The sequence below is a fragment of the Lysinibacillus sp. FW301-JW8 genome (genome assembly GCF_058788755.1).
This window is the reverse complement of sequence record NZ_JBYTBB010000016.1, coordinates 39255-65488: the sequence shown is the minus strand read 5'-3', so window position 1 is coordinate 65488 and position 26234 is coordinate 39255. Positions and strand designations below refer to the sequence as shown.

Here is a 26234-nt window from a genome sequence, read left to right as displayed (position 1 = left end):
CATATATAGACAAGCCAAAGATTACTATAATACACTAACTTTTTACATTCACACCATTCTAAAATATAGGACTATTTTAGAATTTTGAATAATTTACATAATTTTATAGATTTACTAACTACTGTTTTAGTACACTGACTTTAAGAATGGAGAGGAGAAAGAGGAATGAAAAAAACAATTTTAGCTGGGGCTCTTAGTATTGCATGCTTTACAGGAGGCTTTGACTTACAGGCAAATGCGCAAGAAAATAGTGAGGTTAGTAGCATTATTCATCCTAAACAAATTGTAGCCGCAACTAATCAACTGCAATCTATGTCCTATCAAGATGTTTACAAAATATTTTTGCTCTCGAAGGCAGTTTTAGGTGATGAGCTAACTTTAGTATCAACACCAAATAGTATTACAGTGAAGATTTCGTTAGCAGCTATAATGCAATCCTATACAGATGGAACAAACTTATATCCAGAAGGGGAACAGGCATTTAAGACAGAGATTGAAGGATTTAAAAAATTATTTGGTGACGCTATACAAATGCGAATTACTCAATCTGGTAATAGCTTCAAAGCGGAAGTGTTTGCAGCTGGGAAATGGGAAGCATTGGACGCACAAGGCTTAAATAATATGATGATGGTATTTAGTCGTGCAGATATGGAATTAAAACCAGGTGGTTATTTCACAGATACAATCGGACATTGGGCTGAGAGCTATATCCAATTACTTTATCAAGCAGATATTATTAAAGGGACTTCTACTACAACCTTTAATCCAAATGGACAGGTAACACGTGGACAATTAGCTTCAATGATTTTCAATGCCGCAGGATTTGATGTTAATGAGGATTATGAGAGTCCAGCTACATATAGTGATTTGAATGGCTTCTGGGGTGCAAAAGAGGTTGCTATTTTAGAGGAGTATGGCTTAATTGATATTTTTGATGGAGATAAATTTGAGCCGAATAAACCTGTTACGCGTGAGGAAATGGCCTATGTAACAGCTAGCTACCTAGAAGCAATTGAATTTGATTTAAGCAAAGTGAGCAAGAATAACACCTTTACAGATAAGGATCAAATGCGTAAGGAAGCTGTGGAAGCAATCAGTGTTTTACAGCAATTACGCATAATCGATGGGGCAAATGGTAAATTTAATCCAAAGGGCAATCTTACACGTGCGCAGTTTTCAAAAATTTTATCGCTGACATTATTGCTAGCAGGTGAAGAAGAATAGTTTTAAATAAAAAAGAAGAGGCTGGGACAGAACTTAATTATTTTGAAAAATAACGAAAATGGATAATAAATTTTCCGTTTCACTGAGTTGATTGATTCTTCTTAAATCAAAAAAATGTTAGACCGAGATACAATCGATCTAACATTTTTTCTTTTTGTCCCAGCCTCTTTTTATTCAATTAAAGTATGGAATACATAGCTTAATAAATAGCCTAGAAAAACATAAATTATCAAGGACTTTAGTGTGACAGAACGAATATGATGCAAAATAAATTCAGATATACTTGTAGTGGCAATTAAGCCAATTGAGATTCCCATTAATACCCCCTGTGCTTTTTCAGATAAATCCCAGTATTGACCAATCCATATGAAAATACTAAAGAAAATAGAGAATACGATGAAGTAAAGAAAAAGTCTCCATAGTCGTTCTCCCTGGGATAGTAGTGCAGTTGAAAGTGCAAAGCCTTCTGGTAGGTGATGCAAAATAATAGAAGCTGTAATTGTAATACTTAATGCCGCATTCCCTAGTAAATTTCCCACAGTAAGACTAATGGGAATGGTGTGAATGATCATAGCAATTGCTAGCAGAGTGACAGAAGGGTTTTGCGAGTGGGAGGTATGAAAGATAGTATCAAGTATTTGAAAAATAAAATAACCAATAAAAATGCCAAGGATTAGACCAAATGCTTGATATAGGTGAAAAGAAGAAGGAACAATATCAAGTACTAGTATGCCAACAAGAAATCCGCCACATAATAATGATAAGCCCTGGGATGTATGCTGAAAAAGCTTCGAGAACACCCAGGCAATCGCTCCTCCTATGCTAATACTAAAAAAAAGAAAACCACCAAGTACCATTGCACTCAACTGCAAAATTCTTCACCTCATCCTAAACTTTCAGCGTATTACAAAATATATGCTAAGTAGAAATGAATATGATAATCGTATCTTTTAAAAGAAGAAGGTCCTAATTTGCGAATAAGTGAATGCCCCTAAATTTCAAAGTGATTGTTGAATACATAATTTATTCATAGATGAAAATGCATCATGAGGAAAGTAACCCTATTAAGGTATAAAAGATATACAGGTAAAAAATGTAGAAGAATCCGAATAAAAAAAGAAGGATGATATTTTAGTAAATTTTACATCTATGAATCAGATTTGCATTTCTATAAAGGGGTAGGAATCAAGGGGGATTATTACATAAGCTGCCACTGGAGGAAGCAAGTAAAGCATATCAAATCATCAATAATCGTGAGGATGAATGTATAAAAGTAATTCTTAAACCATAAAAATGCTGGGAAGGCAATTAAGCTTTCCTTCTTTTACATAAAAACAGGAATATCCTCAGTGCTGCTTCACTGAGGATATTCCTGTTAAAAGTGAATACCTGGTTTATCTATTAATTTACAGCCTGTGCCATATTTTGCTTTTAAGGCACCCTTAAAGGCAGTTTGTTCAAGCTCCGGAAATGCCTGCTGCCATAGTTCAAAGACATTATGACTAGCTGCAGTACCTTCCTTTGTTAGGCGGACAATATGGAAGCCATACTCATCATTGCATCGAGTTAATGGGCGATTTTCACGTACAGAAATAATTCGACCACTCTGTGTTATTTCATATAAACTATCATATCCAGAAATCATACGACTGACTTCATTGCAATCGGCATTTTTTTCATCTTTTGTTTCTTCCTTTTCTTCCTGTTGTGCTGGGAGCTGATCCACAACAACAAAATCCTTTTGAGAAGCTTTGTCACTCATTGTTGCCATCACGTTCATAATAGAGCCTATATAATGCGTAGGTTTCTCTTTCTCTTCCTCAAAAACGAATATATTGTAATCGGTTTTATTAATTTTTTTTATAATAATATTTCCTGTTGTAATAGTAAAACCGATAAATTTGTTTTTATTTAGTGCTTGTAGTGCTTGCTGCTTAGTTAATATCATCATTAAATCTCCTAAAAAATCATTTTTTCTATTCTACCATAAATTTAATGTCAATGTTTTTATAAATCAGCAGTGAGAAGATAGAGCTTCTATGAAAAAAACTGCATCAGAAAAGAAATGTTTGCTACCCTCTTAATTTTAATAATGGTAATATTAAGTAATGTTTGATTATATAGGTTCATCATAAAGGGTTTAGCTATGGTTTAACTGCATATGATGAACAATTCATTATATTTTGTAGGGAGTGTTAGGAGTTTGATAAATGTATTAGGAGGCATTGGTTTATTTTTACTTGGGATGACCATGCTTACTAACGGTTTAAAGGAGCTTGCAGGGGATGCTCTAAAAAAATGGTTGAATCGATTTACAGGAGGAACAATTAGTTCGGTTCTTTCAGGTACATTGATGACAATGATTGTTCAATCCTCTACTGCAACAACTCTGATTACAATTGGTTTTGTAAGTGCTGGACTGCTCACCTTTATACAGTCAATTGGTGTCATTATTGGAGCAAATATAGGTAGCACAAGCACAGGATGGATTATTTCACTTATTGGCTTCAAAATTAATATGCAGACAATGTCATTACCTTTTATTGCACTCGGTGTCTTTGTGCAATTATTAGCACCACGTGATTTTAAAGCGATAGGCGGGCTTTTGACAGGCTTTGGCTTACTATTTTTAGGTATTGATGTATTACAAGGAGGAATGGCATCTGTTCAGGATAAAATTCCATTCGATTCATTTCAGGCGGATTCTATAGGTGGTCAGCTTATTTTAATTGTGCTGGGTCTAATCATGACAGTGATTATGCAGGCTTCAAGTGCAGCAATTGCGGCCACTTTAACCGCTTTATATGCAGGAGCCATTGATTTTGAACAGGCGGCCTATTTAGTAATTGGTCAAAACATAGGAACTACTGCAACAGCCCTTTTTGCTGCGATTGGGGCGTCTACTGCTGCAAAACGTACAGCGATGACGCATGTCCTGTTTAACGTCGCCACAGCAATTATTGTTACAATTGGTGCAACATTGATGTTTGCATTAACGAAAAATGTGACGACATTCATTAATGGCAGCTTTGATGAAACATTAGGTATTGCTGTTTTTCACACTTTATTTAGTGTAATTGGTGCCATTATTTTCGTGCCGTTTGTCCGACCGTTTGCGAGGGCTATTGAAAAAATGATACCAGAGAAGGGTAATCATTTAACGCGTAATCTGGATGATAGTGTGGCAAAAATTCCTGGGGTAGCTGTAGAGGTTTCCTTTAATACACTACAGGACATCACAAAGGAATTAACAACAGTAATCGTATCCCTTATTCGAAGTAAAAAGATGACAACAGAAGCTGAAAGTAAATTAAATCTGATTGATGATGCTATTGAAAAAACACGCCTGTTTATGGATGCTATCCAATCGACTGCCACGAAGGATCGTCATAAGCATATTTCACTGTTACATGCACTTGATCACTTGCTTCGTTTGACAAAGGCATTACGAGAACAAAATCCAAGCGCCTTCCAGCTGCAATCTGCATTAACACAAAAATGGCTGGAGGTACTTGAGGAAGTTTTAGCAATAATCGATGAAGATGAACGTTTGCCTGAAATTTCCGTTCTATTAATGGAAACATCATCAGAGATGGCAGCTGTGCGACGAGATAAACGAAATGCCTATTTCGAGCATTCTGTTGAAAATGTTGTAGAGTTAGAGACAGCAGTATCGAAAGTGGAAGCGCTTCTATGGATCGATCGCCTAGTCTATCACTATTGGCGTACAACAGCACGTTTAGCAGAATATCAAACAGCAACGAAAAAAAACCGCCATGCTGAAACAGAAAAGAATGTTGCTGCCACAGAATAAAAAAATGCCCGACTCTTGTTTATGCAAAGAGTGCGGGCATTTTTTTATTGCAATTAAGTCAGAAAGGAAAGATGCTCGGGTATCCAAAGCAATTGCTCTGGTAAGCGGGAAAAGCGCTCGGGTGTCTAAGAAAACTGCTCAGCTGAGCGGGAAAAGCGCTCGGGTGTCTAAGAAAACTGCTCAGCTGAGCGGGAGAATCGCTCGGGTGTCTGAGAAAACTGCTCGGCTGAGAGGAAAAAACGCTCAGGTTCTAAGAAAATTACGCCAATAAAAGTATGATCACTCAGGGAACTGCATTACAAGTTGCACTAAAGTAGGTGACCACATTGTTATGAAAATCTGCTAAGCTAAACTGCAAAGAAGTTATTTGAACAGGCATCATCAAAAGGAGGTTTTTAGAATTCAACATGTATTTCATATGCAGTTAAAATGGGCAGAGGGTAGAAATGGGCAGGGAGAAATTGCTGCTGCTAATCTACACACGAACATTTCTATTCCTCGGGAAATGAATGGACCAGGAATTGGTACAAATCCGGATGAAATGCTACTGGGTGCAGCAGCTACGTGTTATTTAATTACACTGGCTGCTTTACTAGAAAATTCAAAGATAGAGGTGCTAGATCTATCTATGCAGGCTGAGGGCTTTGTCGATGTTACCAATGGTGTTTTTACCTATGAAAAAATTGTCCATAAGCCAAGTATTAAAGTACAAAGTCTCTCTGAACGTGAACTAAAAAGAATTTACCGCTTAGCCGAAAAGGCAGAACAGACGTGTATGATCAGCAAGGCATTGAAGGGAAATGTTCAAATTGAATGCCATGTACAGATTCTGCAGGCTTAGAGATTCAAAGCGAAAATGATGGTATTTCGATTCGAACTTCACTAATTAGCATTTTGAATATTTGCTATAAAAGAAAGGGCTATTGAGAAGAATTTATCTTTCTTGATAGCCCTCTTTTTTTATATTACTGGACCAAAAAAGTTCTAGAAATCATCTCTATGAATATATAGAGTTAAGTGCTAAAAATGAAGTTGATTTATCTAAGACTAGGCTGTTTCTAAGTTTGCTAAGAAAGGTGATTGATGTGCAACTAATTCGCATTAGAACTGATGATGAGCTTTTGTGGTACAAAAATATGTGGGATGACATTTTAGCGATTGAAGGCAATGATAATCCATTTATTGAGTTTTCCTGGTTTTGTAATTGGTGGAAAACTATGGGGAGAAGAGAGTGTGTAGAGCTTTATGCAGTTGAAGATAATGGGCAAATTATTGCCTTTTTCCCATTTGCGATTCGACTTCGTTGGGGAATACGAATCTATGCATTTGCAGGGGAAGAAAGTTCAAATTACTCTGGGCTTGTAGCACAAAAAGAATCCATGTTATCTGCAACAACCTTTGTCTTTGATCAGCTTATAAAAAAGCATAAGCATCTATTATTTTCATTTCATGGGTTACTAGAAAGCAAGGCGTCTACGAAGATATTAGAGCAATATTTTGTAGAAAGGCAACTACCTCCAAGTATTTTTCGAGTAGTAACTCCGTATATAGACTTTCGCGATATAGACTACCATACCCATTTTCATCAATGTAGTAAAAAGCACAATATGAATCATCGAGAAAGAACATTACGAAATATAGGCTCTTTAATAAGGAAAACCCCCTCTCAGGACGAGCTTTTGGAAATGTTTAATTTATTGGATGGACGTTGGACTAAACGGTTAGATACGAGTGCTTATAGAAAAGGTAAAAAGCGAGATTTTCTTGAACGTCTAACGCTCCTTAAAGGAGAAGCGCTACAAGTGAAGGTAGACGCACTAGTTTTTGAAGATCAATGGATTGCCTTTACCTCTGGATTTTGCTGTCGAGGGCGGTATATGACGTATTCCCTTGCCTATGAGCCTATTTTTCAAATATTTAGCGTTGGTCGAATAGCAAATCAGGAGAATATTAAACGAGCCTTCTCTGAGAACTACCACTTGTTTGACATGAGTATAGGCTATGAATCATATAAATTTGACTGGCGCTCAAACATTGACTTTACAAGGCAAATGCTTGTCAGCAGTGGGACGAGTCGAGCAAAGATTTTGGCAAATATGTATATCTTGAAGGCACGGCTAAAGGAATATGTAATACAGAATCAGCGCTTCGTTAAATGGAGGCGCAATACGCTAGAGCAATTACGATACTTAGTAAAGTATGGAAAAGTCAAAGATTGGCTAGAATATGGACAACTATTCGTAGAAAAGTTTATTCGTTTTAGGCAAGTGAATGTATATGAATTATCCCCATCAGAGAGTGTTCCGCCACAACGGCCTGTAGGAGATTTGTTTGAGAAAATGTCCATACAAGAGGCGATGCAGCTTAATCAGGAAGAAATCATTACTCTATTTTATAAGGGATATACTATATATAAAGATTCATTTGCTAAAACGACTCAGCCAGCGTTTGCCTTACATACGTCCTCTTTATATGTAGACAAAATGCAAATTGTTGAGGGTTTGCCAGAGCAGACTTATTTTTTAAGCTATGATGTTTATAAAAATATCGATATTATTACAGCTTTTTTTCAAAAAATCTATCCTTCACAAACACTCTGGATAACAGCGAATTTTTGGCAATGGCGTAAACGGAAGCGCTTGATAAAGCTGGGCTATAAACCTATTTCTCGAATGAAACATTTCAAATGTGCTCGTTTTCAGCGAACACATGTAGAAAAAAACACAGAGAGTGGGGGCGATGTTCATTCTGTCCATTAAAAGTAAGCGATGGAATATCGCAATGCAGCATTTTTACTTTGTAGAAAAGCCAGCAAATGTTCGAAAATCAATGAAGGTAATTGGCTATACACATTCACTTGTTCCGAGCCGAAAGCTTGTTAAAAGTGAGACAGTTCATATTCATCTTACAGAAAGTGCATTGTCATTGTATCTTGCACTATCAGAAAGCAACCGAAAAATACTTCGTCGTGCTCAAAAAGAAGCCTATCAAGTTTTTATTTATAAGGAGCCATCTGAAGAAAATTTACGAGCCTTTCAGCAGTTTTATAATAATTTTGCTAAAAGAAAAAAACTTGAATCCATCAGTAAGTCTCAAATGGAAGCCATTCTGCTGTTAAATAGAAAGGGAGCTTTATGGTTGTCTGAAATTCGAAGCATTTGTGGACAAACTTTATGCTATAGACTTGATATTGTACATGCTAAAAAGGCAATGTCCTATTATGTTGCCACTTGTCATTCTCAAACGACGCCCGATCATTTAAAACGTCCTATCCGTTACGCCAATCGCTTCTTACTTTGGCACAATTTATTACATCTAAAGGAGCAAGGATTTGTTTTATATGATATGGGGAAGCTAACGGATGATCAAAATGTTCGAGAATTTAAGTTAAGCTTTGGTGGACAGGTAGTCAATGTTTATTCTGGTTATATTGCTCATTCCAAAATTAGTGCACTGTTATTGGGTGTGCAAAAATGGAGGAAGTAGCAATCGAACTTAATCATGGGGGTCTAGTAATATCATTGGATTTTGAGTTGAATTGGGGTGTCCATGATACATTTAGATATGGGCAATACAATAAAAACATTAATGGTGTACGTCAAGCATTACCTAAAATTTTAGCGTTATTTGAACAATACGGCATTCATGCGACTTGGGCTACGGTTGGACTGTTATTTGCAGAGTCAAAGGCGGAAATGGCTCATTATTTACGAGGAATCCCAGTGAAATATGACAATATGCGCTATGCAGCTCATATGCAGCTTGCCAAGGTTGGAGAAAATGAAGAACAAGATCTTTTACATTTTGGTAAATCCTTAATTGAGAGAATTAAATGTACCCCTCATCAGGAGATTGGAAGCCATACATTTTCTCATTTCTATTGTTTAGAAAAGGGTCAAACTGAAGCCGATTTTCGTTCCGATTTACATGCTACTGCAATGATTTGTGAGGAGTCTACTGGACCAATGAAGTCGATTGTCTTTCCACGTAATCAGGTGAATAAAGCCTATTTTGCAGCATGTCGAGAAGTGGGTTTGATATGCTATCGCGGAAATGAAAATCATACATTATATAGTTCTCAAAATGTTAGTCGATCAATAAGAATCAAAAAATGGATGGATAGTTATATGAATATAACAGGAAATCATTTGGTCACTTTAGAGGAAATGCAAAAGGATACATTGATTAATATTCACTCAAGTGCATTCTTAAGACCATATTGCAGCTCTTTACGTTTTTTAGAGGGCTTAAAAATGAAACGTATTAAAGAGGCAATGCATGAGGCTGCGACAACAAAGACATTTTATCACTTATGGTGGCACCCTCATAATTTTGGCAAGAAATTAGGCAAAAACTTAGCCATGCTTGAAGAGATTTTACAGTATTATCAAGAGCTATCTCAAAAATATAACTATAAAAGTTATGCCATGTACGAGGTGGCAGAGCTTTGTCATCATTTATCTAAACAGAAAAAATAGCAAACTAGAAAATGCTCTAGTTTGCGTTTTTTAATTTTAATGGAAGTTTCAGCTCACAAGAATGACAATTTTTAAAAAATAAAAGGGAAAATACAGAAGTATGCCGAAAATGTAATTACTTATGGTACTAAAAATATTGAAAAGCTCGAAGTATTAGTAGGGGGATAGTTGAATGACAGAAAGACAGCAAAGGCCGATTTGGATTCAAAATATTTCGCAATTAGTGACACTTGCTAGTGAAAAAAAAGGTCCACGTATACGTGAGGAGATGAAAGAGTTAGGGATTATTGAAGGTGGAAGTGTCTGGATTGAAGATGGCGTTATTCATGATGTAGGAACAACACGTGAATTGATTTTGAAGTATTTACCGCGAGCAGAGGAAGCGGACATTGTAGATGCTACAGGAAAAATCGTGACGCCTGGTTTGATTGATCCACATACGCATGTTGTTTTTGGTGGCAGTCGAGAGCATGAATTTGAAATGCGTTTAGAAGGTGCGAGTTATATGGATATTATGAATGCTGGCGGCGGAATACATGCGACAACTAGAAAAATACGTGCATTGTCCGAAGAGCATATTTTCAACCAAACTACGAGACGATTAGATTTATTTTTACAGCACGGTGTGACGACACTTGAAAGTAAAAGTGGCTATGGGCTTGATTTGGACAATGAGCTAAAGCAATTACGCGTGATGCGAAAATTGCATGAAAAGCATCCAATAGATATTGTGCCAACCTTTATGGGTGCTCATGCTGTGCCAGAGGAGTATCGGGATAATCCAGAGCAATATATCAAACTTGTCATCGAGGAAATGATTCCTGCAGTTGTTGAGGAAGGTTTAGCTAAATTTATTGATGTATTTTGTGAGGTCGATGTGTTTACCCCTGAGCAATCAGAGCGTATTTTATTAGCAGGTAAGAAGAAGGGGCTTATTCCAAAAATCCATGCTGATGAAATTGCTGAAAACCAGGGAGCATTTGTAGCGGCAAAGGTAGGAGCAATCTCAGCTGAGCATTTACTGAAAGTATCCGATGAGGGAATTCAAGAGCTTGCAAATTCAGGTGTTATAGCATGTTTATTACCAACAACAGCCTTGTATCTTGGCGAAAATCCAGCTCGTGCAAGAGATTTAATTGACGCAGGTGTGCCTGTAGCTATTTCTACGGATTGCAATCCTGGGTCTTCTCCAACGATTTCAATGCCGCTTGTGATGAATCTAGCATGTATTATGATGAAAATGACACCTGCAGAAAGCCTGTGTGCTGCGACATATAATGCTGCTTGTGCACTTCAAATTGAAGACCGTGCAGGTTCCATTGAAGTAGGGAAACAAGCAGATTTAGTACTATGGGATGTACATAATCACCAAAAGTTACATTATATTTTTGGTGTCAATCACGTAAAAAAAGTTTGGAAAAATGGTGTAAAGGTGGTCGGTTAATATGTTTATTCAATCAGATTGTCAATGGAAGCAGGAAAAGGGCTCAGCTATGCATCAATGGATTAAGCAAAAGGACAATCCGCATCCAAATGATGTAGATATTATCATATATGGAGCTTTATTATCGTATGCAAGTGAACCTTCAAAAAAGGCCCAATATCCAACGGCATTTCGAAGGGTATGGCCAAGCTTTCAATCCTATAATTTAGATGAGCAAGTCGATTTACGTTCGTTAGCAGTCGTAGATGTTGGTGATGTAGCCATTTATGCGACAGATAAGATGCTTTCTGAATCGGCTATCGAGGCAGCAGCAGAAAATTTAAGTACTGCTTATCCAAAAGGCTTTACCTGTCTTCTAGGTGGAGATCATACTATTACAGGTTGTTCAATCAAAGGAATTAAAAATGCATTCCCACAGGAACGAATTGGCATTATCCAAATTGATACACATTTGGATGCTCGTAATCAAGAGGAAATTGGTTTAGCGATGGATTCCCCAATTCAGAAGCTGATAGCTGAAGGCATTGTAGAGGGGAGACATATCTATAATGTCGGATTACATGGCTTTTTTAATTCGCCTGAAATGATTCACTATGCAAAAGAACAGGGAATTCATATGATTACGTTAAAGCAAATGCGACGTGATGGCATTCAGCTAACGATTCGTGAAATGCTTCGTCAGCTGATGTATCAGGTAGATCGCATTTATGTATCTGTAGATTTAGATGCGTTAGATATTACGTTCGCACCAGATGTCCCAGCAGCAACACCGGGGGGATTAACAGCCTATGAATTATTTGATATTTTAAAGCTCATTGGTGAAAATGAAGGCGTTCGCCATATTGACTTTGTTTACGCAGATCCAAAGGAAGGCGATCTGCGTCCAGAAACAGTAAAGATGGGTGTAACAGCATTTTTACAATGGCTAACGGGTATTAAATTGGATCACCGTAATCGTCTATCAACAAAAACGAAAGCCTTGATTAGATAGTGATGTAATGATTTGTTTGTTGGTAATATTTACACAATGAGGTCTTAACATCTCTATAGTAGATTTTTTGCTAACTAGCTGAGGTGCAAACGCCAGTATAAAGCTCCAAGAGGATGTCTCAGATTTAATTGAGCTTGAAAAATCCTGACACAATTACGCTAGGGCGTAACTGATAATAGTTTGCTATAATAGAACAATGTTAATAATTAAGTGATGGATAAATACAATCATTGTATTGTTATAGAGAGGACTATTTATGATGACAACGAAACCAAAATTACTGATTGTTGATGGCATGGCACTTTTATTCCGCTCATTCTTTGCCTCAGCTGCAATGGGGCATTATATTCGTCTTGCTGATGGTACGCCGACTAATGGTGCCCAAGGATTTGTGCGTCATGTATTAACAGCACAATCTATCATGAGACCGACCCATCTTGCTGTTTGTTGGGATATGGGTGCACATACATTTCGCAATGAATTATTTGATGGCTATAAGGCAAATCGACCTTCACCACCAGATGAAATGCTACCGCAATTCGATATGGCTAAAAATTTATCCCAACAAATCGGCTGGCAAAATTTCGGCGTTAAAGGGATGGAGGCTGACGACTTAATTGGCTCAATGATTACAAAGTGGCAGGATGAGGCTGATATTACCGTAATTAGTGGAGATAAGGATTTACTGCAGCTTTTAAGACCATCAACAGAAATTGCTTTTACGAAAAAAGGCTATACAGAGTATGACGTATATACAGATACGCGTTTTAAAGAGGAGTATGGTATTGAGCCAATTCAATTTGCACAGGTTAAGGCTTTTATGGGGGATACAAGTGATGGCTACCCAGGAGTTAAAGGTATTGGACCAAAGCAGGCGCTTACACTTATTCAAACATATGGGACGATTGAAAATGTACTGACTTCATTAGATGAATTAAAGCCGGGTCAACGTACAAAAATTCAAGAAAATGTAGACATGCTAAAGCTGTCACACGAGCTTGCAACTATTCAAACAAATATTCCAATTGATGCAGATTTCTCTCATCTCATGGTACCGAACTATGAGCCGCAATTGTTTAAAGAAATTGAGGAACGCGGTTTTACATTAATAGCCAAACAGGCACGATCATTGTATACACTAATTTAATAATGGTTATTAAGCGCAGAGTATAGAATTATGCTCTGCTTTTTTGATGATAATTTTTGCAACCTTTTAGTTGATATATTGAGTCGAGGAATTAAGAACAAAAATTAGGCGAGATTTTTATAAAGCTTAATACCTTCATATTATCTTTAAATGAGGCTGTTCGGATTTTACTTTCACGATTAGGACCACCATTATCGTGGAAAATTAACAATAGTTCATCATTTCGTATTTCATAGCCAATAAGAGGTACCCAGTGATAGGCAAAAGCGGATTTTTTATCTTGCCAATTTAGGCTGAAATAGCGGTCAAAGCGTATAGCGACTGGACGACCCGCATCGATTTCTAGTAGTGCCTCCTTTAATGAACAATTACGAATATCCCATGCTGGATAGAGGCGCCGAAGATTATGAATGAGGCGCCATTTGAATAATCCAATTTTCGTGCCGCCAAGGAGTTTATAAAGCTCATTTATTGAAGGAGCTGACCCATCTAAATAGTTTAAAATTACATGTACCGTTGTAGGTCCACAGGCTGAATTACGATAGTTTGGCGAAATGGATGCATCGTATTGTGATTTTCCATGTAATGATAATTGTTGGCGCATTATATTCTCCTTTGTAAAAGAGCCACATTTCAAAATGAAATGCAGCTCTTTGTTTGATATTTTTATGCGGATAAGTAATCTATAGCTTGCGTCTGACGTTCGCTTTCACTACAGACCAGTAGCTCTTTTTTGTCAATTATACAATTTTTTCAGCCCAGTTAATTATTGCTGTGCAGACAAGAAATCTGTTACTTGTGGCTGACGCTTCGCTTTCGCCACAGATCAGTAGCTCTTCTATGTCAATTATACAATTTTTTAGCCAGCTAATTATTGCTGTGCAGATAAGAAATCTGTTACTTGCTGAGGTGTTTTTGCATTAGCACTATGTAAGTGTGCTAATTTTTCACCGTTTTGGAAAATTAGTAGGCTTGGAATACCCATAACATCATATTTGTCTGCAATTTCTGGAAGCTCATCACGGTTCAGCTCGTACCAGTCATATTGGCTGTATTCTTCAATAATTGGATCGATGAACATATTCATACGTGTGCAATCGGGGCACCAGCCAGCGTAAAATTTCACTAGTACCTTTTGGTCACCTGAGATCAGTTCATTAAATTGTTCAGCAGTTGTAATTGTTTTCATTAGTATTTCACTCTCCTTGCTTTCCATTCTACACATTTTTTACGTATCCTGAAAGTTTTCTGTTTGGGATAATTGGTAGCTACTTATTGTCCTGTTTTTGCTCGTAAAAAACAAAAAAAGTTGTATATTGCAAAAATAAATGAAGAAAAAAGATTGCTAAATTAGACAAAATAATCTACACTAAAAACAGAAAAAGTAGTTTTATCTTCATTCGCTACCGATAATCGCTGAATGAAGATAGGTCTTGGTTGTATGTTACAGATGTTAGGCTGAATTAAGCTAGTCGTATGAAAAATCTGGACAAAAATACACAAAGGCAAACTTGATATTTTTTTGGCCAAAAAATGAATGGCTATTCATTCAATGGGAGAATAAGGGGGAAATGCTTGTGACTTACAATATTAAAAAAGCAGCTGTTCTAGGTTCAGGTGTTATGGGCTCTGGTATTGCTGCACATTTAGCAAACATCGGTATTCCAACACTATTATTAGACATTGCACCGAAGGAACTAACAGCAGAGGAAGAAACGAAGGGACTTTCTCTAGAGCATCCTGCTGTAAGAAATCGTATTGTGAATGGAGCCCTTCAAAAGTTAGTAAAGCAAAAGCCAGCACCACTTACTTCTAAGAAAAATTTATCACTACTAACGGTCGGCAACTTTGAGGATGATTTAGGGAAGTTAAAAGATGTAGATTGGATTATTGAAGTTGTCGTTGAAAATTTAGCGATTAAGCAAAGCCTATATGAAAAAATTGATGCTGTACGTACTTCAGGAACAATTGTTAGCTCAAACACTTCTGGTATCAGCATTAATGCAATGGCTGAAGGGCGCTCAGAGGATTTTCAAAAGCATTTCTTAGGCACTCACTTCTTCAATCCGCCACGCTATTTAAAATTACTTGAGGTCATTCCAGCCAATACCACAGCACCAGAGGTTGTAAGCTTTATGAAAACATTTGGCGAGGATGTACTTGGAAAAGGCGTGGTGCTTGCCAAGGATACACCAAACTTTATTGCCAACCGTATTGGTACATACGGTTTACTAATCACTTTACAAGAAATGGTGAAGGGGAAATATTCAGTCGGTGAGGTTGATTCTGTAACGGGTCCATTAATTGGGCGTCCCAAATCTGCAACCTTCCGTACTTTAGATGTTGTTGGTTTAGATACATTTATCCACGTAGCGAAAAATGTTTATGATCAAACTACTGGTGAAGAGCAGCAAGTATTTGCAGTACCAGAATTTTTACAAAAAATGGTGGAAAATGGCTGGCTGGGCGCAAAGTCTGGTCAAGGTTTCTTCTTAAAGCAAGGTAAAGAAATACTTGAAATTGACCCAGATACATTAGAGTATAGCCCAGTGAAAAAATTAAAAACACCTTCTATTGAAATGGCAAAACAAACTCGTGGTCTAGCTAATAAGGTAAAAGCTTTAACATATGCCAAGGATCGTACAGGAGAATTATTATGGGGTATCTTCGCTCCAACACTTATTTACTCTGCACAGCTATATGGCGAAATCGCTGATGATATCGTAGCAATTGATAATGCGATGAAATGGGGCTTCGGCTGGCAGCAAGGTCCGTTTGAAATATGGGATGCGCTTGGCGTAAAAGATTCCGTCACAAAAATGGAGGCAGAGGGACGTGAAGTACCTGCATTTGTAAAAGAAATGTTAGCAAATGGTATTGACACTTTCTATACAGAAATTGATGGTGACTTAGCATACTACAATGGTTCCGAGTATGTAAAAGTACCAGTAAATGAAAAGGAAATTAACTTAAAACGCTATAAGAAAAAGCATGGTGTTATTAAATCAAATACAGGTGCTAGCTTAATAGATTTAGGAGATGGTATTGCATTATTAGAATTCCATTCTCAGTCGAATGCTATTGGTTTAGATATTATCCAAATGATTAACTTTGCGGTGGATGAAGTAGAGACCAACTACAAGGGCTTAGTCATCGGCAATCAAGGGAAAAACTTCTGTGTTGGCGCAAATCTAGGCATGATTTTAGTAGAAGCACAGGATGATAATATTTTTGAGTTAGATTTTGTGATTAAAGCGTTCCAAGATGCGATGCAAAAAATTAAATATTCTCGTAAGCCTGTTGTCGCAGCACCGTTTGCCATGACTCTTGGTGGTGGAGCAGAGGTATGTTTACCAGCTGCACATATTCAGGCAACGATGGAAACCTATATGGGGTTAGTGGAAGTGGGCGTTGGCTTAATTCCAGGTGGAGGTGGTAATAAAGCACTCTATCAAAAATTCCTAAAAGGTTTACCGAATGGCGTCGAGATAGATTATCAACATATTGCTAATAAAGTATTTGAAAAGATTGCGATGGCAAAAGTTTCAACATCTGGTGAGGAAGCACGAGAAAACAACTTTTTAAACTTTGTAGATGGTATTTCTGTTAATTCGGACCATCAATTATATGACGCGAAGCAGGCAGCATTAGCGCTTTACGAATCAGGTTATCAACCACCTGTGCCAACAAAGGTGCCTGTGGTCGGTGCATCGGGCTACGGTACATTACTTATGGGAGCGCAAGGTATGTATGAGTCAGGCTTTATTAGTGAGCATGATTTAAAAATTGCTAAAAAGTTAGCTTATGTTCTTGCAGGCGGTAAGGTTCCATACGGCACATTAGTCGATGAGCAGTATCTATTAAATTTAGAGCGTGAGGCATTCCTTAGCCTTGTTGCTGATCCACTTTCACAGCAAAGAATGCAGCACATGCTGTTAAAAGGGAAACCACTTCGTAACTAATGAACGAAATAGACAAATCTTGCACATGAAACAAAGGGGGATTAATACGATGCGTGAAGCCGTTATTGTAGCAGGAGCACGAACTCCAATTGGAAAAGCAAAAAAGGGTTCTTTAGCAACAGTGAGACCAGATGATTTTGGTGCCGTAGTTGTCAAAGAAACATTAAAAAGAGCTGGCTATGAAGGGCCGATTGATGATTTGATTTTAGGCTGTGCTATGCCGGAAGCTGAGCAGGGGATGAATGTAGCGCGCAGTATTGGCGCACTAGCAGGATTACCAGATACAACACCAGCACTAACAATAAATAGATTCTGTTCATCAGGCTTACAAGCCATTGCTTATGCAGCAGAACGAATTATGCTGGGTCATTCGAAGGCGATACTTGCTGGTGGCGTCGAGTCAATGAGTATGGTGCCAATGGTGGGAAATACACCACGTTTGAATCCGACTTTAGCTGAAACTGCTCCTCGTTATTATATGGGAATGGGGCATACAGCAGAGGAAGTCGCACGTCAATACAATGTTAGTCGAGAAGATCAAGATGCCTTTGCTGTTCGTTCGCATGCGCTTGCTGAGAAGGCGATTAAAGAAGGTAAATTCAATGATGAGATTGTTCCTATAGAGGTGGAGCAGCATTTCGTGGATGCTAACAATAAACCACAAGTGAAGAAATTCACGTTTAGTATGGATGAAGGTGTACGTCCAGGTACATCTTCAGAAGGTTTAGCAAAACTACGTCCAGCTTTCCATGTAAAAGGTAGTGTGACTGCTGGTAATGCCTCTCAAACATCTGATGGAGCAGCAGCTGTACTAGTGATGGATCGTGAGGAGGCTGATAAGCAAGGACTGACGCCAATGGCAAAATTCCTAGGCTTTGCAGTTGGGGGCGTACCACCTGAAGTAATGGGTATTGGGCCGATTGTGGCAGTGCCAAAAGCGTTAGAAATTGCAGGATTATCAATAGATGATATTGATCTATGGGAAATCAACGAAGCTTTTGCGTCACAATCATTACAGGTTGTACGTCATTTAGGTATTGATCAAGATAAAGTAAATGTGAATGGCGGAGCAATCGCATTAGGTCATCCACTAGGCGCAACTGGAGCTATTTTAACATTAAAGCTTATTCATGAATTGAAGCGTCAAGGTAAGAAATATGGAGTTGTAACAATGTGTATTGGCGGCGGTATGGGTGCTGCAGGCGTATTTGAAATTCTGTAGTAATTGCTAGATAAGCTTGAGGTGTACTGTTTACGGTTGCCTCCGAACATGTATATTTCAAGCTTTTCTATATAGGAACATTAGGGGATTAAACAATCGAAAATGGATATATTGGGAGGAATTAATCATGACAGAAAAAACAACGGATTTCATTAAAGGCGGCGGATTTCTTGTTGAAGATGTGGAATTAGATCGTGTGTTTACACCTGAAGATTTCACAGATGAGCATAAAATGATTGCAAAAACGACAGAAGAATATGTAACAAATGAAGTACTACCAGTCGTTGAAAACTTAGAGCATCATGAATTCGAGCATTCAGTTCGTCTTCTGAAAAGTGCTGGGGAGCTAGGTTTACTAGGTGCAGATGTACCTGAAGAATATGAGGGCTTAGGATTAGACAAAGTATCTTCTGCCTTAATCGCAGAAAAAATGTCAGTTGCGGGTGGTTTCTCAATTACGCATGGTGCACATGTGGGTATTGGTTCATTACCAATTGTATTGTTTGGTAATGAAGAGCAAAAGCAAAAATACTTACCAAAGCTAGCTTCAGGTGAATTAATTGCTGCCTACGCATTAACAGAGCCAGGTTCTGGTTCTGATGCATTAGGGGCAAAAACGACTGCAAAACTAAATGATGCAGGCACTCATTATATTCTAAATGGTGAAAAGCAATGGATTACAAATGCAGGCTTTGCAGACGTATTTGTTGTGTACGCTAAAATCGATGGCGATAAATTCTCTGCATTTATCGTAGAACGTGCATTTAACGGTGTTTCAGTGGGGCCTGAAGAGAAGAAAATGGGGATTAAATCTTCATCCACTCGTACATTAGTGTTAGAAGATGCAGAAGTACCTGCAGAAAATCTATTAGGTGAAATCGGCCGAGGACACGTAATTGCCTTTAATATTTTAAATATTGGTCGTTATAAACTAGGTGTTGGTACAATTGGCGGATCTAAACGCGCATTAGAGCTGGCGATTCAATATACAAACCAACGTCAGCAATTTAAAACAAAGCTATCTGATTTCAATCTTACAAAAGAGAAATTATCAACAATGGCTTCTCAATTGTATGCTTCTGAATCATTAAATTATCGGACTGTTGGTCTATTTGAGGATCGTTTAAGTCAGTTAAGCCCTGAAGAGCAAAAGCAAGGAAAAGTAATTGCAGGTGCTATCGCTGAATATGCAATTGAATGCTCTATTGCGAAAGTATTTGGATCAGAAACATTAGACTATATTGCAGATGAAGCAGTACAACTTCATGGCGGTTATGGCTTTATGGCTGAATATGAGGTAGAGCGAATTTATCGCGATTCTCGTATTAATCGAATTTTTGAAGGAACAAATGAAATTAACCGTATGATTGTACCAGGTACATTTATGAAGAAGGCATTAAAGGGTGAGCTTCCATTATTACAAGTGGCTCAAAATTTACAGCAAGAGCTGCTTATGCTAATGCCTGAAGATATTGGTACAGAGCCATTAGCACAAGAAAAATATCTAGTGAAAAATGCAAAGAAAATCGCAGTATTAGCTGCAGGCTTAGCAGCACAACGCTTTGGTCCGAAGCTTGATCAAGAGCAAGAGGTATTGGTGAATATTGCGAATATCGCTAACCAATTATTTGCGATGGAGTCAGCTGTATTACGTACTGAGAAAGCAATTGCACGTGATGGTGCTGAAAAAGCACAGCAAAAATTACTGTATACGCAAATCTTCTGTCAGGAAGCATTTGCAGAAATTGAAAAAGAGGCAAAAGATACAATTCTTGCTTCAGCGGACGGAGATGCAGCGCGCATGACGCTATCTGCACTACGTAAGCTAACACGCAACAATCCTTACAACTTAATCGCGAAGAAACGTGAAGCATCTGTTAAGTTGATTGACGCAGAAAAATATGTAGTGTAATAAATAAAACAGCCTAGCTATCTTTAATTGGATAGCTGGGCTTTTTATGGTTGAGACGGATAGAATTCAGAGAGTAACGGATAGATTTACAAAAGTGACTGATAGAAACATCGAAGTGACGGATAGAATTAAGAAAGAGATGGATAGACTGTAGTGGAGTCTGGATTTTGGGGAGAGAACAGCTAAAACTGTTTCATTTTGGTTTGTAAGGTTATGATGGTATACTACAGAAAATGAGGAAGACACAGAAAATTCAGTGTCCTAAAAAGAAAGTAGAGGAGCCTTTCAATGACGATTCAATTTATCCAATATCCAAAATGTACAACTTGTAAGAAAGCGCAAAAATGGCTAAACGACAATGATATAGCGTATGAAGAGATACACATTGTAGAACAACCACCTACAAAGGACGAATTAACTAAGCTATGGCAAACAAGCGGAATACCACTGAAAAAGTTTTTTAATACGTCTGGCATGAAGTATAGAGAGCTTGGTTTGAAGGACAAACTTGCTGATATGACTGAGGAGGAGCAGCTCGAGCTACTTGCTTCTGATGGTATGTTAATCAAACGTCCAATCGTTACTGATGGTAAAAAAGTAACTTTAGGGTTTAAAGAATCTGATTTTGAGCAAGCTTGGAAATAGCCGTAATTATCCTTGTTTTTATAGTAGAAGTATGGCAAACTGAAAGTGAATATATTACATATTTATGGAGGGGTTTTTTGCATGAGCACACCTAAAGACTTACGATACTCTGAAGAACATGAATGGGTAAAAGTAGAAGATGGAAAAGTACGTATCGGTATTACTCACTTCGCACAATCTGAATTAGGAGATATCGTTTTCGTTGAGCTTCCACAAGTTGGCGATGAAATCAAAACAGACGATCCATTCGGTAGCGTAGAATCAGTGAAAACTGTTTCTGAATTATATGCACCAATCTCAGGTACAGTAGTTGAAGTAAATGCAGATTTAGAAGATAGCCCAGAATTCGTTAATGAATCACCATATGAAAAAGCTTGGATGATCGTTGTTGAGCCTGCTGATGCATCAGAAGTTGAAAAGCTTATGACAGCAGAGCAATACGAAGAAATGATCGCTGAATAAGACAAGCCCTAATAGAAAAACGTCGGCATTTACCGACGTTTTTTATTATCTTCATGGCTGGTAAGATAGTTTGCTTCTCAATGGGTGTCTAACATTACCATCGTTAGTACTTAATTGATATAATGATTATAAGGAAAAGGGATATGTCTAATGGGGGTGGCGTGATGTTCGAGGGAAAATGCTTAATTGTTGAAGGCCGTTCGGATAAGCTTCAAATTGAACCTATTTTAAGTGAAGATGTCACAATACTTTGTACGAATGGTACAATTGGTGTGCATCAATTAGAAGTGTTGCTTGATCCATATGAAGGCTGTGAGCTTTATACATTTTTTGATGCAGATCCATCAGGAGATAAGCTGCGGGCATTAATGGACAGACATTATCCAGAGGCAGAGCATTTACGTACAATGCCAACGTATAAAGAAGTCGAGACAACTCCAAGAAAGATATTAGCAATGATATTGCTACGAGCACATTTCTCAATCCATAATCAATTTATTTTGTAAGGTTGCGTGAAAAAATGGAAGAATGGTCAAAAGAGCAGTGGGTCGCGGCTATCCAGTCGGGGGAAAGAGCTGCCTTTTATTTATATACACCTTTGTGTGGTACATGTGCTGTAGCATCGAAAATGATGATGATTGTTGAGCAATTACTGCCTAAGCTTCAAATCGGCAAAGCAAACCTAAATTTTGTTGAGGAGATTGCTTTAGATCACGAAATCGAGAGTGTACCTTGTCTACTCGTCTGTGATGGCGGAAAAGTGACAGAAAAAATCTATGCTTTTCAATCCGTACCATTTTTATACGAATTGTTAAAAAAATCAATTGACTGAAGTTTGCTAGCATGGTAAAGTAACAAATAGATTACTAAAACATTAAATATATCGAACTCTTATGAAGAGTGGCGGAGGGAAGTGCCCTATGAAGCCCGGCAACCATCACAAAGTGAAAAGGTGCCAAATCACCCAAAGATTTATCTTTGAAAGATGAGAGAACGGTTGAGCGTATAAATACGTGACCCCTTCTACTTGTCTGTGAGTGAAGGGGTTTTCTATATGAGAAAAGGAGTATTCGCTATGATCCAGCTTCAAAATATTACGAAGAAATACAAAACCGCAAATGGCGAATTAACAGCAGTCAAAGACGTAAACCTTTCCATTAATAAAGGTGAAATATTTGGCATTATCGGCTATAGTGGCGCTGGTAAAAGTACGATGATTCGTTTATTGAACGGCTTAGAAAAGCCTACATCTGGTACGGTGAAGGTTAACAATCAAGAGTTTTCATCTATAAAGGGGCAAAAGCTCAGAGATGCTAGACAAAAGGTAAGTATGATTTTCCAGCATTTTAATCTACTATGGTCTAGAACCGTTGCTGAAAATATCGCTTTTCCACTAGAAATCGCAGGTGTTTCAAAGGCACAGCGTGATGCACGTGTGAAAGAATTGATTACCCTTGTTGGTTTAGATGGACGTGATCAGGCGTATCCATCACAGCTATCGGGTGGTCAAAAGCAACGTGTCGGTATTGCTAGAGCGCTAGCCAATAATCCAGAGGTTTTATTATGTGATGAGGCAACCTCAGCACTTGATCCAGAGACTACGGATGCAATCTTGGATTTACTTGTTGATATTAACGAGCGTTTAGGATTAACAATTGTGTTAATTACACATGAAATGCACGTTATTCGTAAAATCTGTCATCGTGTAGCAGTAATGGAGGCAGGAGAAATAGTAGAACGTGGTGAGGTTTTACAAGTATTTCAAGCACCACAAGCCACTATTACGAAAAAATTTGTGTCTCAAATTACAGATACAAAGGAAACGCAGGAGACGGTTGCACAAATAAAAGCAAATTATCCAACTGGACAACTTGTTAAGCTAATTTTTGTCGGCGAAAAAACAGAGCAACCTGTTATTTCACACCTCGTCAAGCACTTTGATGTAGAAGTCAGTATTGTGCATGGTAATATCTCTCAAACGAAAAACGGTGCTTACGGTACACTTATTGTGCAAATTGATGGTACAGAGGCAAATGTTGCTGATGCATTAGGTTACTTAAATACAGTCGAAGTACAAACGGAGGTGATTTCAAATGCTAACTAATCTCTTTCCGAATGTCGACTGGGAGCGAATGTGGACAGCTACCTATGAAACATTGTATATGACTGCTTTTTCAACCGTAGTAACATTCATCCTTGGATTAGTAATTGGAATCGTATTATTTTTAACAAGTCCACATCAACTTTGGGCTAATAAGATTGTTAATTTTTTAACAGGATCACTCGTAAATATTTTCCGTTCACTTCCATTTATCTTGTTAATTATTTTATTAATTCCATTTACGAAATTCTTGTTCGGCACAATCCGAGGTGCCAATGCTGCGTTGCCAGCACTAATTATTGGTGCTGCACCATTCTATGCACGTATGGTATTAATTGCATTACGTGAAATTGATAAAGGGGTAATCGAGGCAGCCCGTTCTATGGGTGCTAAAACTTCTACTATTATATGGAAGGTGTTAATTCCAGAATCATTACCAGCACTTATTTCAGGTATTACTGTAACAGCAGTCGCACTTGTTGGGTATACAGCTATGGCTGGAATTATTGGTGCAGGCGGGTTAGGAAACTTAGCTTTCTTGGACGGCTTCCAACGTAATCGCTCTGATGTGACATTAATGGCAACTATTCTAATCTTAGTAGTCGTATTTATTATTCAATGGATAGGCGATATGATTACTGCTAAAACAGATAAACGTTAAAGGTTATTTCGGTTTTCTACCGTTAACATATTTTTGAACAAAATAAAAGGGAGTGTAATAAAATGAAGAAGTTATTAGCGGGATTATTCTTATCAGTATTAGTACTAGCTTTAGCTGCTTGTGGTGCTGGTAAAAAAGATGATGCAAGCTCAGGTGCATCAACAGAAGATAAAACAGATAGTAAAGAAAATGTAACATTAACAGTAGGTGCTTCAAATACACCACACGCAGTTATCCTAGAAAAAGCAAAACCGATTTTAGCTGAACAGGGTATTGATCTTAAAATTGAAACGTATACAGATTATGTATTACCTAACCAAGATTTAGACTCTAAAACACTTGATGCTAACTATTTCCAACATATTCCTTATTTGGAGCTTCAAATTAAAGACAATGGCTATGATTTCGTAAATGCAGGTGGTGTTCATATTGAGCCAATCGGCATCTACTCTAAAAAATATAAAACACTTGATGAACTACCAGAGGGCGCAACAATTCTACTTTCTAGCTCAGTTGCAGACCACGGTCGTATGCTTTCATTATTGGAAGCTAAGGGCTTAATTAAACTAAAAGACGGCATTGACAAAACAGCAGCAGAGCTTAAAGATATCGCTGAAAATCCTAAAAACTTCAAATTCGATGCAAATACTGCTCCTGAAATGCTTGTACAAATGTACGAAAATAATGAAGGTGATGCGGTACTAATTAACTCTAACTTTGCAATCGATAATGGCTTAAATCCAGTTAATGATTCAATTGCTCTTGAAGATAAAGAGTCTCCGTATGTGAATATTATTGCTGTTCGTGCTGGAGATGAAACAAAGGAAGAAATTAAAAAATTATTAGAAGTTCTAACATCAAAAGAAATCCAAGACTTCATCCTTGAGGAATGGAAAGGTTCAGTTGTACCAGTTCAATAATTAATATTTTTATAAAAGGGTATGTGAGTGATAAAGCTTACATACCTTTTTTGTTGTTGGGATTTTAGTAGTATGAAAGTCAATTTTTTGTAAAGTAAATCAAAAAAATATTATATTTTGACAGAAGAAAAATGATATTTCCAATATTTTTGTATAGAAATTGAGTAGTATAATTTATTACTATAGTTCTGTTGTTTATATATGAAATAAGTGATAGAAAATAGTAAAGAGATTGAAATACCTCTTATATCAATATTGGAGTGAAACCAATGAGTAAAATAATGAGTACAGAAGATGTCATGCAGGAGCATGAAGTTAAACGATATTTTGAAATTTGGCGTGAAAGTGTTATACGATCACGACTTACGTTTACGGCAGTTTTTTTAAAATTAGCGCATCCCTTACAGCTGCCTACCACTCATAATAAAATGACTACCTTTTTACAATTAAAAATCCGCAAAACAGATTTACTTTTTCAATTAGCTGATGGAGAGCACTGGGGGATATTCTTTTTACAGAGTAGTGATGTAGAGGCAAAAGCCTTTCTGAATCGGATTTTTGCTATTTTAAAAGAAGAGAAGGCATTTAATCGTATAACATTAAAAGCATCTATAACGGAAATTAGAAATAATAGTGTAGACTTTGAAACGTTGATAGCTAAAAATAAGCAAAAATTAGCAGATAATGAACAATCAACATGGTCCATAGCACAAATCGAGGATTATCGTGAGCAACCAAATGAGCAGGTGAAGGTAAGTATCCTTGAACAAAACCCTATTTTTAGAAAAGTCCTTGAATCCACTCTCAACCAATTAGATATACCTTATTTTACATTAGCAGTAACTGCCTATGAAGATGGCTTTAGCTTTTTACAGTCCGATACCTATAAAACCGGACATATGCATTTAATTGTCATGAATGATATTTTACCTCGTAAAAATGGTTTAGAAATTCTTCACATTTTACGAAATATGCCTAATGAAAAAAAATTTATAATATATATGATGTCAGAGCGAAATTCCGAAATAGCCGCACTAAATGCTTATGAAGGCGGCGTTGATGAATATATTGTCAAACCATTTAATTTGCGTTTGCTAGAGGCAAAAATTAAACGAACTTTTGCGAGGTTTTGGCTATGATAGTGCTATCCATTTCTTTTCTTCTAACTATAATAGCCATATTATTAGTAGTACTTTTTTTCTTTATGATGTATTTAATTTTCCAGCGTCAACGAGAGAGTCTGTTTAAAAA

Annotated in this window: 24 protein-coding genes and 1 riboswitch; of the genes, 20 read left to right on the top strand and 4 right to left on the bottom strand. The window is 37.4% G+C overall.

What is annotated here, in order from left to right:
* Positions 1 to 165: 165 nt before the first annotated feature.
* Complete coding sequence (locus tag AC3WOM_RS09015; RefSeq protein WP_492446294.1) at positions 166 to 1224, top strand: S-layer homology domain-containing protein; 1059 nt, start codon at positions 166 to 168, stop codon at positions 1222 to 1224.
* Between the two features lie 170 nt (positions 1225 to 1394).
* Here AC3WOM_RS09015 and AC3WOM_RS09010 read toward each other — a convergent pair whose 3' ends face one another.
* Both AC3WOM_RS09010 and AC3WOM_RS09005 read right to left on the bottom strand, forming a co-directional pair.
* Positions 1395 to 2096 carry a ZIP family metal transporter gene (locus tag AC3WOM_RS09010; RefSeq protein WP_427545528.1) on the bottom strand — a complete coding sequence of 234 codons (702 nt, stop codon included), beginning with the start codon at positions 2094 to 2096 and terminating at the stop codon, positions 1395 to 1397.
* 503 nt (positions 2097 to 2599) lie between these two features.
* On the bottom strand, positions 2600 to 3172 hold the full coding sequence (locus AC3WOM_RS09005; RefSeq protein WP_427545530.1) for an NUMOD4 domain-containing protein: 573 nt from the start codon (positions 3170 to 3172) through the stop codon (positions 2600 to 2602).
* Between the two features lie 255 nt (positions 3173 to 3427).
* On the opposite strand from AC3WOM_RS09005, the gene AC3WOM_RS09000 reads away from it, so the two are divergent.
* The 8 genes from AC3WOM_RS09000 to AC3WOM_RS08965 all read left to right on the top strand — a co-directional run bounded on the left by AC3WOM_RS09000 (position 3428) and on the right by AC3WOM_RS08965 (position 13098).
* On the top strand, positions 3428 to 5038 hold the full coding sequence (locus AC3WOM_RS09000; protein ID WP_492446293.1) for a Na/Pi cotransporter family protein: 1611 nt from the start codon (positions 3428 to 3430) through the stop codon (positions 5036 to 5038).
* Between the two features lie 418 nt (positions 5039 to 5456).
* On the top strand, positions 5457 to 5879 hold the full coding sequence (locus AC3WOM_RS08995; RefSeq protein ID WP_492446292.1) for an SACOL1771 family peroxiredoxin: 423 nt from the start codon (positions 5457 to 5459) through the stop codon (positions 5877 to 5879).
* Between the two features lie 244 nt (positions 5880 to 6123).
* The gene (locus AC3WOM_RS08990; protein WP_492446291.1) at positions 6124 to 7797 is read left to right on the top strand and encodes a GNAT family N-acetyltransferase; all 1674 of its coding nucleotides are present in this window, start codon (positions 6124 to 6126) and stop codon (positions 7795 to 7797) included.
* On the top strand, positions 7778 to 8524 hold the full coding sequence (locus AC3WOM_RS08985; protein ID WP_492446289.1) for a GNAT family N-acetyltransferase: 747 nt from the start codon (positions 7778 to 7780) through the stop codon (positions 8522 to 8524). The genes AC3WOM_RS08990 and AC3WOM_RS08985 overlap by 20 nt, the downstream gene beginning before the upstream one ends.
* Positions 8512 to 9516: a polysaccharide deacetylase family protein gene (locus AC3WOM_RS08980; RefSeq protein ID WP_427545538.1), complete on the top strand. Its 1005-nt coding sequence runs from the start codon at positions 8512 to 8514 to the stop codon at positions 9514 to 9516. The genes AC3WOM_RS08985 and AC3WOM_RS08980 overlap by 13 nt, the downstream gene beginning before the upstream one ends.
* A gap of 172 nt (positions 9517 to 9688) precedes the next feature.
* Entirely contained in the window at positions 9689 to 10960 is a 1272-nt protein-coding gene (gene hutI, locus AC3WOM_RS08975) for an imidazolonepropionase (RefSeq protein ID WP_492446286.1), read from the top strand.
* 1 nt (position 10961) lies between these two features.
* Positions 10962 to 11951, top strand: a complete 990-nt coding sequence (locus AC3WOM_RS08970; protein ID WP_427547311.1) for an agmatinase family protein — start codon at positions 10962 to 10964, stop codon at positions 11949 to 11951.
* Positions 11952 to 12210: 259 nt separating this feature from the next.
* Entirely contained in the window at positions 12211 to 13098 is an 888-nt protein-coding gene (locus AC3WOM_RS08965; protein WP_427547322.1) for a 5'-3' exonuclease, read from the top strand.
* 91 nt (positions 13099 to 13189) lie between these two features.
* Here AC3WOM_RS08965 and AC3WOM_RS08960 read toward each other — a convergent pair whose 3' ends face one another.
* Positions 13190 to 13702 carry a C39 family peptidase gene (locus tag AC3WOM_RS08960; RefSeq protein WP_492446284.1) on the bottom strand — a complete coding sequence of 171 codons (513 nt, stop codon included), beginning with the start codon at positions 13700 to 13702 and terminating at the stop codon, positions 13190 to 13192.
* Positions 13703 to 13969: 267 nt separating this feature from the next.
* Positions 13970 to 14287, bottom strand: coding sequence for a thioredoxin family protein (locus tag AC3WOM_RS08955; protein ID WP_427547306.1), 318 nt, complete (start codon positions 14285 to 14287; stop codon positions 13970 to 13972).
* A 388-nt stretch (positions 14288 to 14675) separates the two neighbouring features.
* On the opposite strand from AC3WOM_RS08955, the gene AC3WOM_RS08950 reads away from it, so the two are divergent.
* The 11 genes from AC3WOM_RS08950 (at position 14676) to AC3WOM_RS08900 (ending at position 26122) form a co-directional block, all read left to right on the top strand.
* The gene (locus tag AC3WOM_RS08950; protein ID WP_492446283.1) at positions 14676 to 17060 is read left to right on the top strand and encodes a 3-hydroxyacyl-CoA dehydrogenase/enoyl-CoA hydratase family protein; all 2385 of its coding nucleotides are present in this window, start codon (positions 14676 to 14678) and stop codon (positions 17058 to 17060) included.
* A 49-nt stretch (positions 17061 to 17109) separates the two neighbouring features.
* Positions 17110 to 18282, top strand: coding sequence for an acetyl-CoA C-acetyltransferase (locus AC3WOM_RS08945; protein ID WP_427547301.1), 1173 nt, complete (start codon positions 17110 to 17112; stop codon positions 18280 to 18282).
* Positions 18283 to 18409: 127 nt separating this feature from the next.
* On the top strand, positions 18410 to 20194 hold the full coding sequence (locus AC3WOM_RS08940) for an acyl-CoA dehydrogenase FadE (RefSeq protein WP_427547299.1): 1785 nt from the start codon (positions 18410 to 18412) through the stop codon (positions 20192 to 20194).
* A 288-nt stretch (positions 20195 to 20482) separates the two neighbouring features.
* Positions 20483 to 20839, top strand: coding sequence for an arsenate reductase family protein (locus AC3WOM_RS08935; RefSeq protein WP_492446281.1), 357 nt, complete (start codon positions 20483 to 20485; stop codon positions 20837 to 20839).
* Between the two features lie 81 nt (positions 20840 to 20920).
* Positions 20921 to 21301 carry a glycine cleavage system protein GcvH gene (gene gcvH, locus AC3WOM_RS08930; RefSeq protein ID WP_004228227.1) on the top strand — a complete coding sequence of 127 codons (381 nt, stop codon included), beginning with the start codon at positions 20921 to 20923 and terminating at the stop codon, positions 21299 to 21301.
* A 164-nt stretch (positions 21302 to 21465) separates the two neighbouring features.
* On the top strand, positions 21466 to 21807 hold the full coding sequence (locus AC3WOM_RS08925) for a toprim domain-containing protein (protein WP_427547293.1): 342 nt from the start codon (positions 21466 to 21468) through the stop codon (positions 21805 to 21807).
* 14 nt (positions 21808 to 21821) lie between these two features.
* Positions 21822 to 22133 carry a thioredoxin family protein gene (locus tag AC3WOM_RS08920; RefSeq protein WP_427547290.1) on the top strand — a complete coding sequence of 104 codons (312 nt, stop codon included), beginning with the start codon at positions 21822 to 21824 and terminating at the stop codon, positions 22131 to 22133.
* Positions 22134 to 22189: 56 nt separating this feature from the next.
* Positions 22190 to 22293: riboswitch (SAM riboswitch) on the top strand.
* An 83-nt stretch (positions 22294 to 22376) separates the two neighbouring features.
* Positions 22377 to 23405: a methionine ABC transporter ATP-binding protein gene (locus AC3WOM_RS08915; protein ID WP_427547319.1), complete on the top strand. Its 1029-nt coding sequence runs from the start codon at positions 22377 to 22379 to the stop codon at positions 23403 to 23405.
* A complete protein-coding gene (locus tag AC3WOM_RS08910) occupies positions 23395 to 24063 on the top strand; it encodes a methionine ABC transporter permease (protein WP_427547288.1) in 669 nt (222 codons plus the stop codon). Before AC3WOM_RS08915 ends, AC3WOM_RS08910 begins: the two co-directional genes overlap by 11 nt.
* A 62-nt stretch (positions 24064 to 24125) precedes the next feature.
* Complete coding sequence (locus AC3WOM_RS08905) at positions 24126 to 24983, top strand: MetQ/NlpA family ABC transporter substrate-binding protein (RefSeq protein WP_427547286.1); 858 nt, start codon at positions 24126 to 24128, stop codon at positions 24981 to 24983.
* A 269-nt stretch (positions 24984 to 25252) separates the two neighbouring features.
* The gene (locus AC3WOM_RS08900) at positions 25253 to 26122 is read left to right on the top strand and encodes a response regulator (protein WP_492446278.1); all 870 of its coding nucleotides are present in this window, start codon (positions 25253 to 25255) and stop codon (positions 26120 to 26122) included.
* Positions 26123 to 26234 lie beyond the last annotated feature (112 nt).

Bases quoted from the DNA above. Each gene is read 5' to 3' on its own strand.
- AC3WOM_RS09015 (WP_492446294.1), top strand. From the start codon at position 166: ATGAAAAAAACAATTTTAGCTGGGGCTCTTAGTATTGCATGCTTTACA.
- AC3WOM_RS09005 (WP_427545530.1), bottom strand. From the start codon at position 3,172: ATGATATTAACTAAGCAGCAAGCACTACAAGCACTAAATAAAAACAAA.
- AC3WOM_RS08995 (WP_492446292.1), top strand. From the start codon at position 5,457: ATGCAGTTAAAATGGGCAGAGGGTAGAAATGGGCAGGGAGAAATTGCT.
- AC3WOM_RS08985 (WP_492446289.1), top strand. From the start codon at position 7,778: ATGTTCATTCTGTCCATTAAAAGTAAGCGATGGAATATCGCAATGCAG.
- AC3WOM_RS08980 (WP_427545538.1), top strand. From the start codon at position 8,512: ATGGAGGAAGTAGCAATCGAACTTAATCATGGGGGTCTAGTAATATCA.
- hutI (WP_492446286.1), top strand. From the start codon at position 9,689: ATGACAGAAAGACAGCAAAGGCCGATTTGGATTCAAAATATTTCGCAA.
- AC3WOM_RS08970 (WP_427547311.1), top strand. From the start codon at position 10,962: ATGTTTATTCAATCAGATTGTCAATGGAAGCAGGAAAAGGGCTCAGCT.
- AC3WOM_RS08965 (WP_427547322.1), top strand. From the start codon at position 12,211: ATGACAACGAAACCAAAATTACTGATTGTTGATGGCATGGCACTTTTA.
- AC3WOM_RS08960 (WP_492446284.1), bottom strand. From the start codon at position 13,702: ATGCGCCAACAATTATCATTACATGGAAAATCACAATACGATGCATCC.
- AC3WOM_RS08955 (WP_427547306.1), bottom strand. From the start codon at position 14,287: ATGAAAACAATTACAACTGCTGAACAATTTAATGAACTGATCTCAGGT.
- AC3WOM_RS08945 (WP_427547301.1), top strand. From the start codon at position 17,110: ATGCGTGAAGCCGTTATTGTAGCAGGAGCACGAACTCCAATTGGAAAA.
- AC3WOM_RS08940 (WP_427547299.1), top strand. From the start codon at position 18,410: ATGACAGAAAAAACAACGGATTTCATTAAAGGCGGCGGATTTCTTGTT.
- AC3WOM_RS08935 (WP_492446281.1), top strand. From the start codon at position 20,483: ATGACGATTCAATTTATCCAATATCCAAAATGTACAACTTGTAAGAAA.
- gcvH (WP_004228227.1), top strand. From the start codon at position 20,921: ATGAGCACACCTAAAGACTTACGATACTCTGAAGAACATGAATGGGTA.
- AC3WOM_RS08925 (WP_427547293.1), top strand. From the start codon at position 21,466: ATGTTCGAGGGAAAATGCTTAATTGTTGAAGGCCGTTCGGATAAGCTT.
- AC3WOM_RS08920 (WP_427547290.1), top strand. From the start codon at position 21,822: ATGGAAGAATGGTCAAAAGAGCAGTGGGTCGCGGCTATCCAGTCGGGG.
- AC3WOM_RS08915 (WP_427547319.1), top strand. From the start codon at position 22,377: ATGATCCAGCTTCAAAATATTACGAAGAAATACAAAACCGCAAATGGC.
- AC3WOM_RS08910 (WP_427547288.1), top strand. From the start codon at position 23,395: ATGCTAACTAATCTCTTTCCGAATGTCGACTGGGAGCGAATGTGGACA.
- AC3WOM_RS08905 (WP_427547286.1), top strand. From the start codon at position 24,126: ATGAAGAAGTTATTAGCGGGATTATTCTTATCAGTATTAGTACTAGCT.
- AC3WOM_RS08900 (WP_492446278.1), top strand. From the start codon at position 25,253: ATGAGTAAAATAATGAGTACAGAAGATGTCATGCAGGAGCATGAAGTT.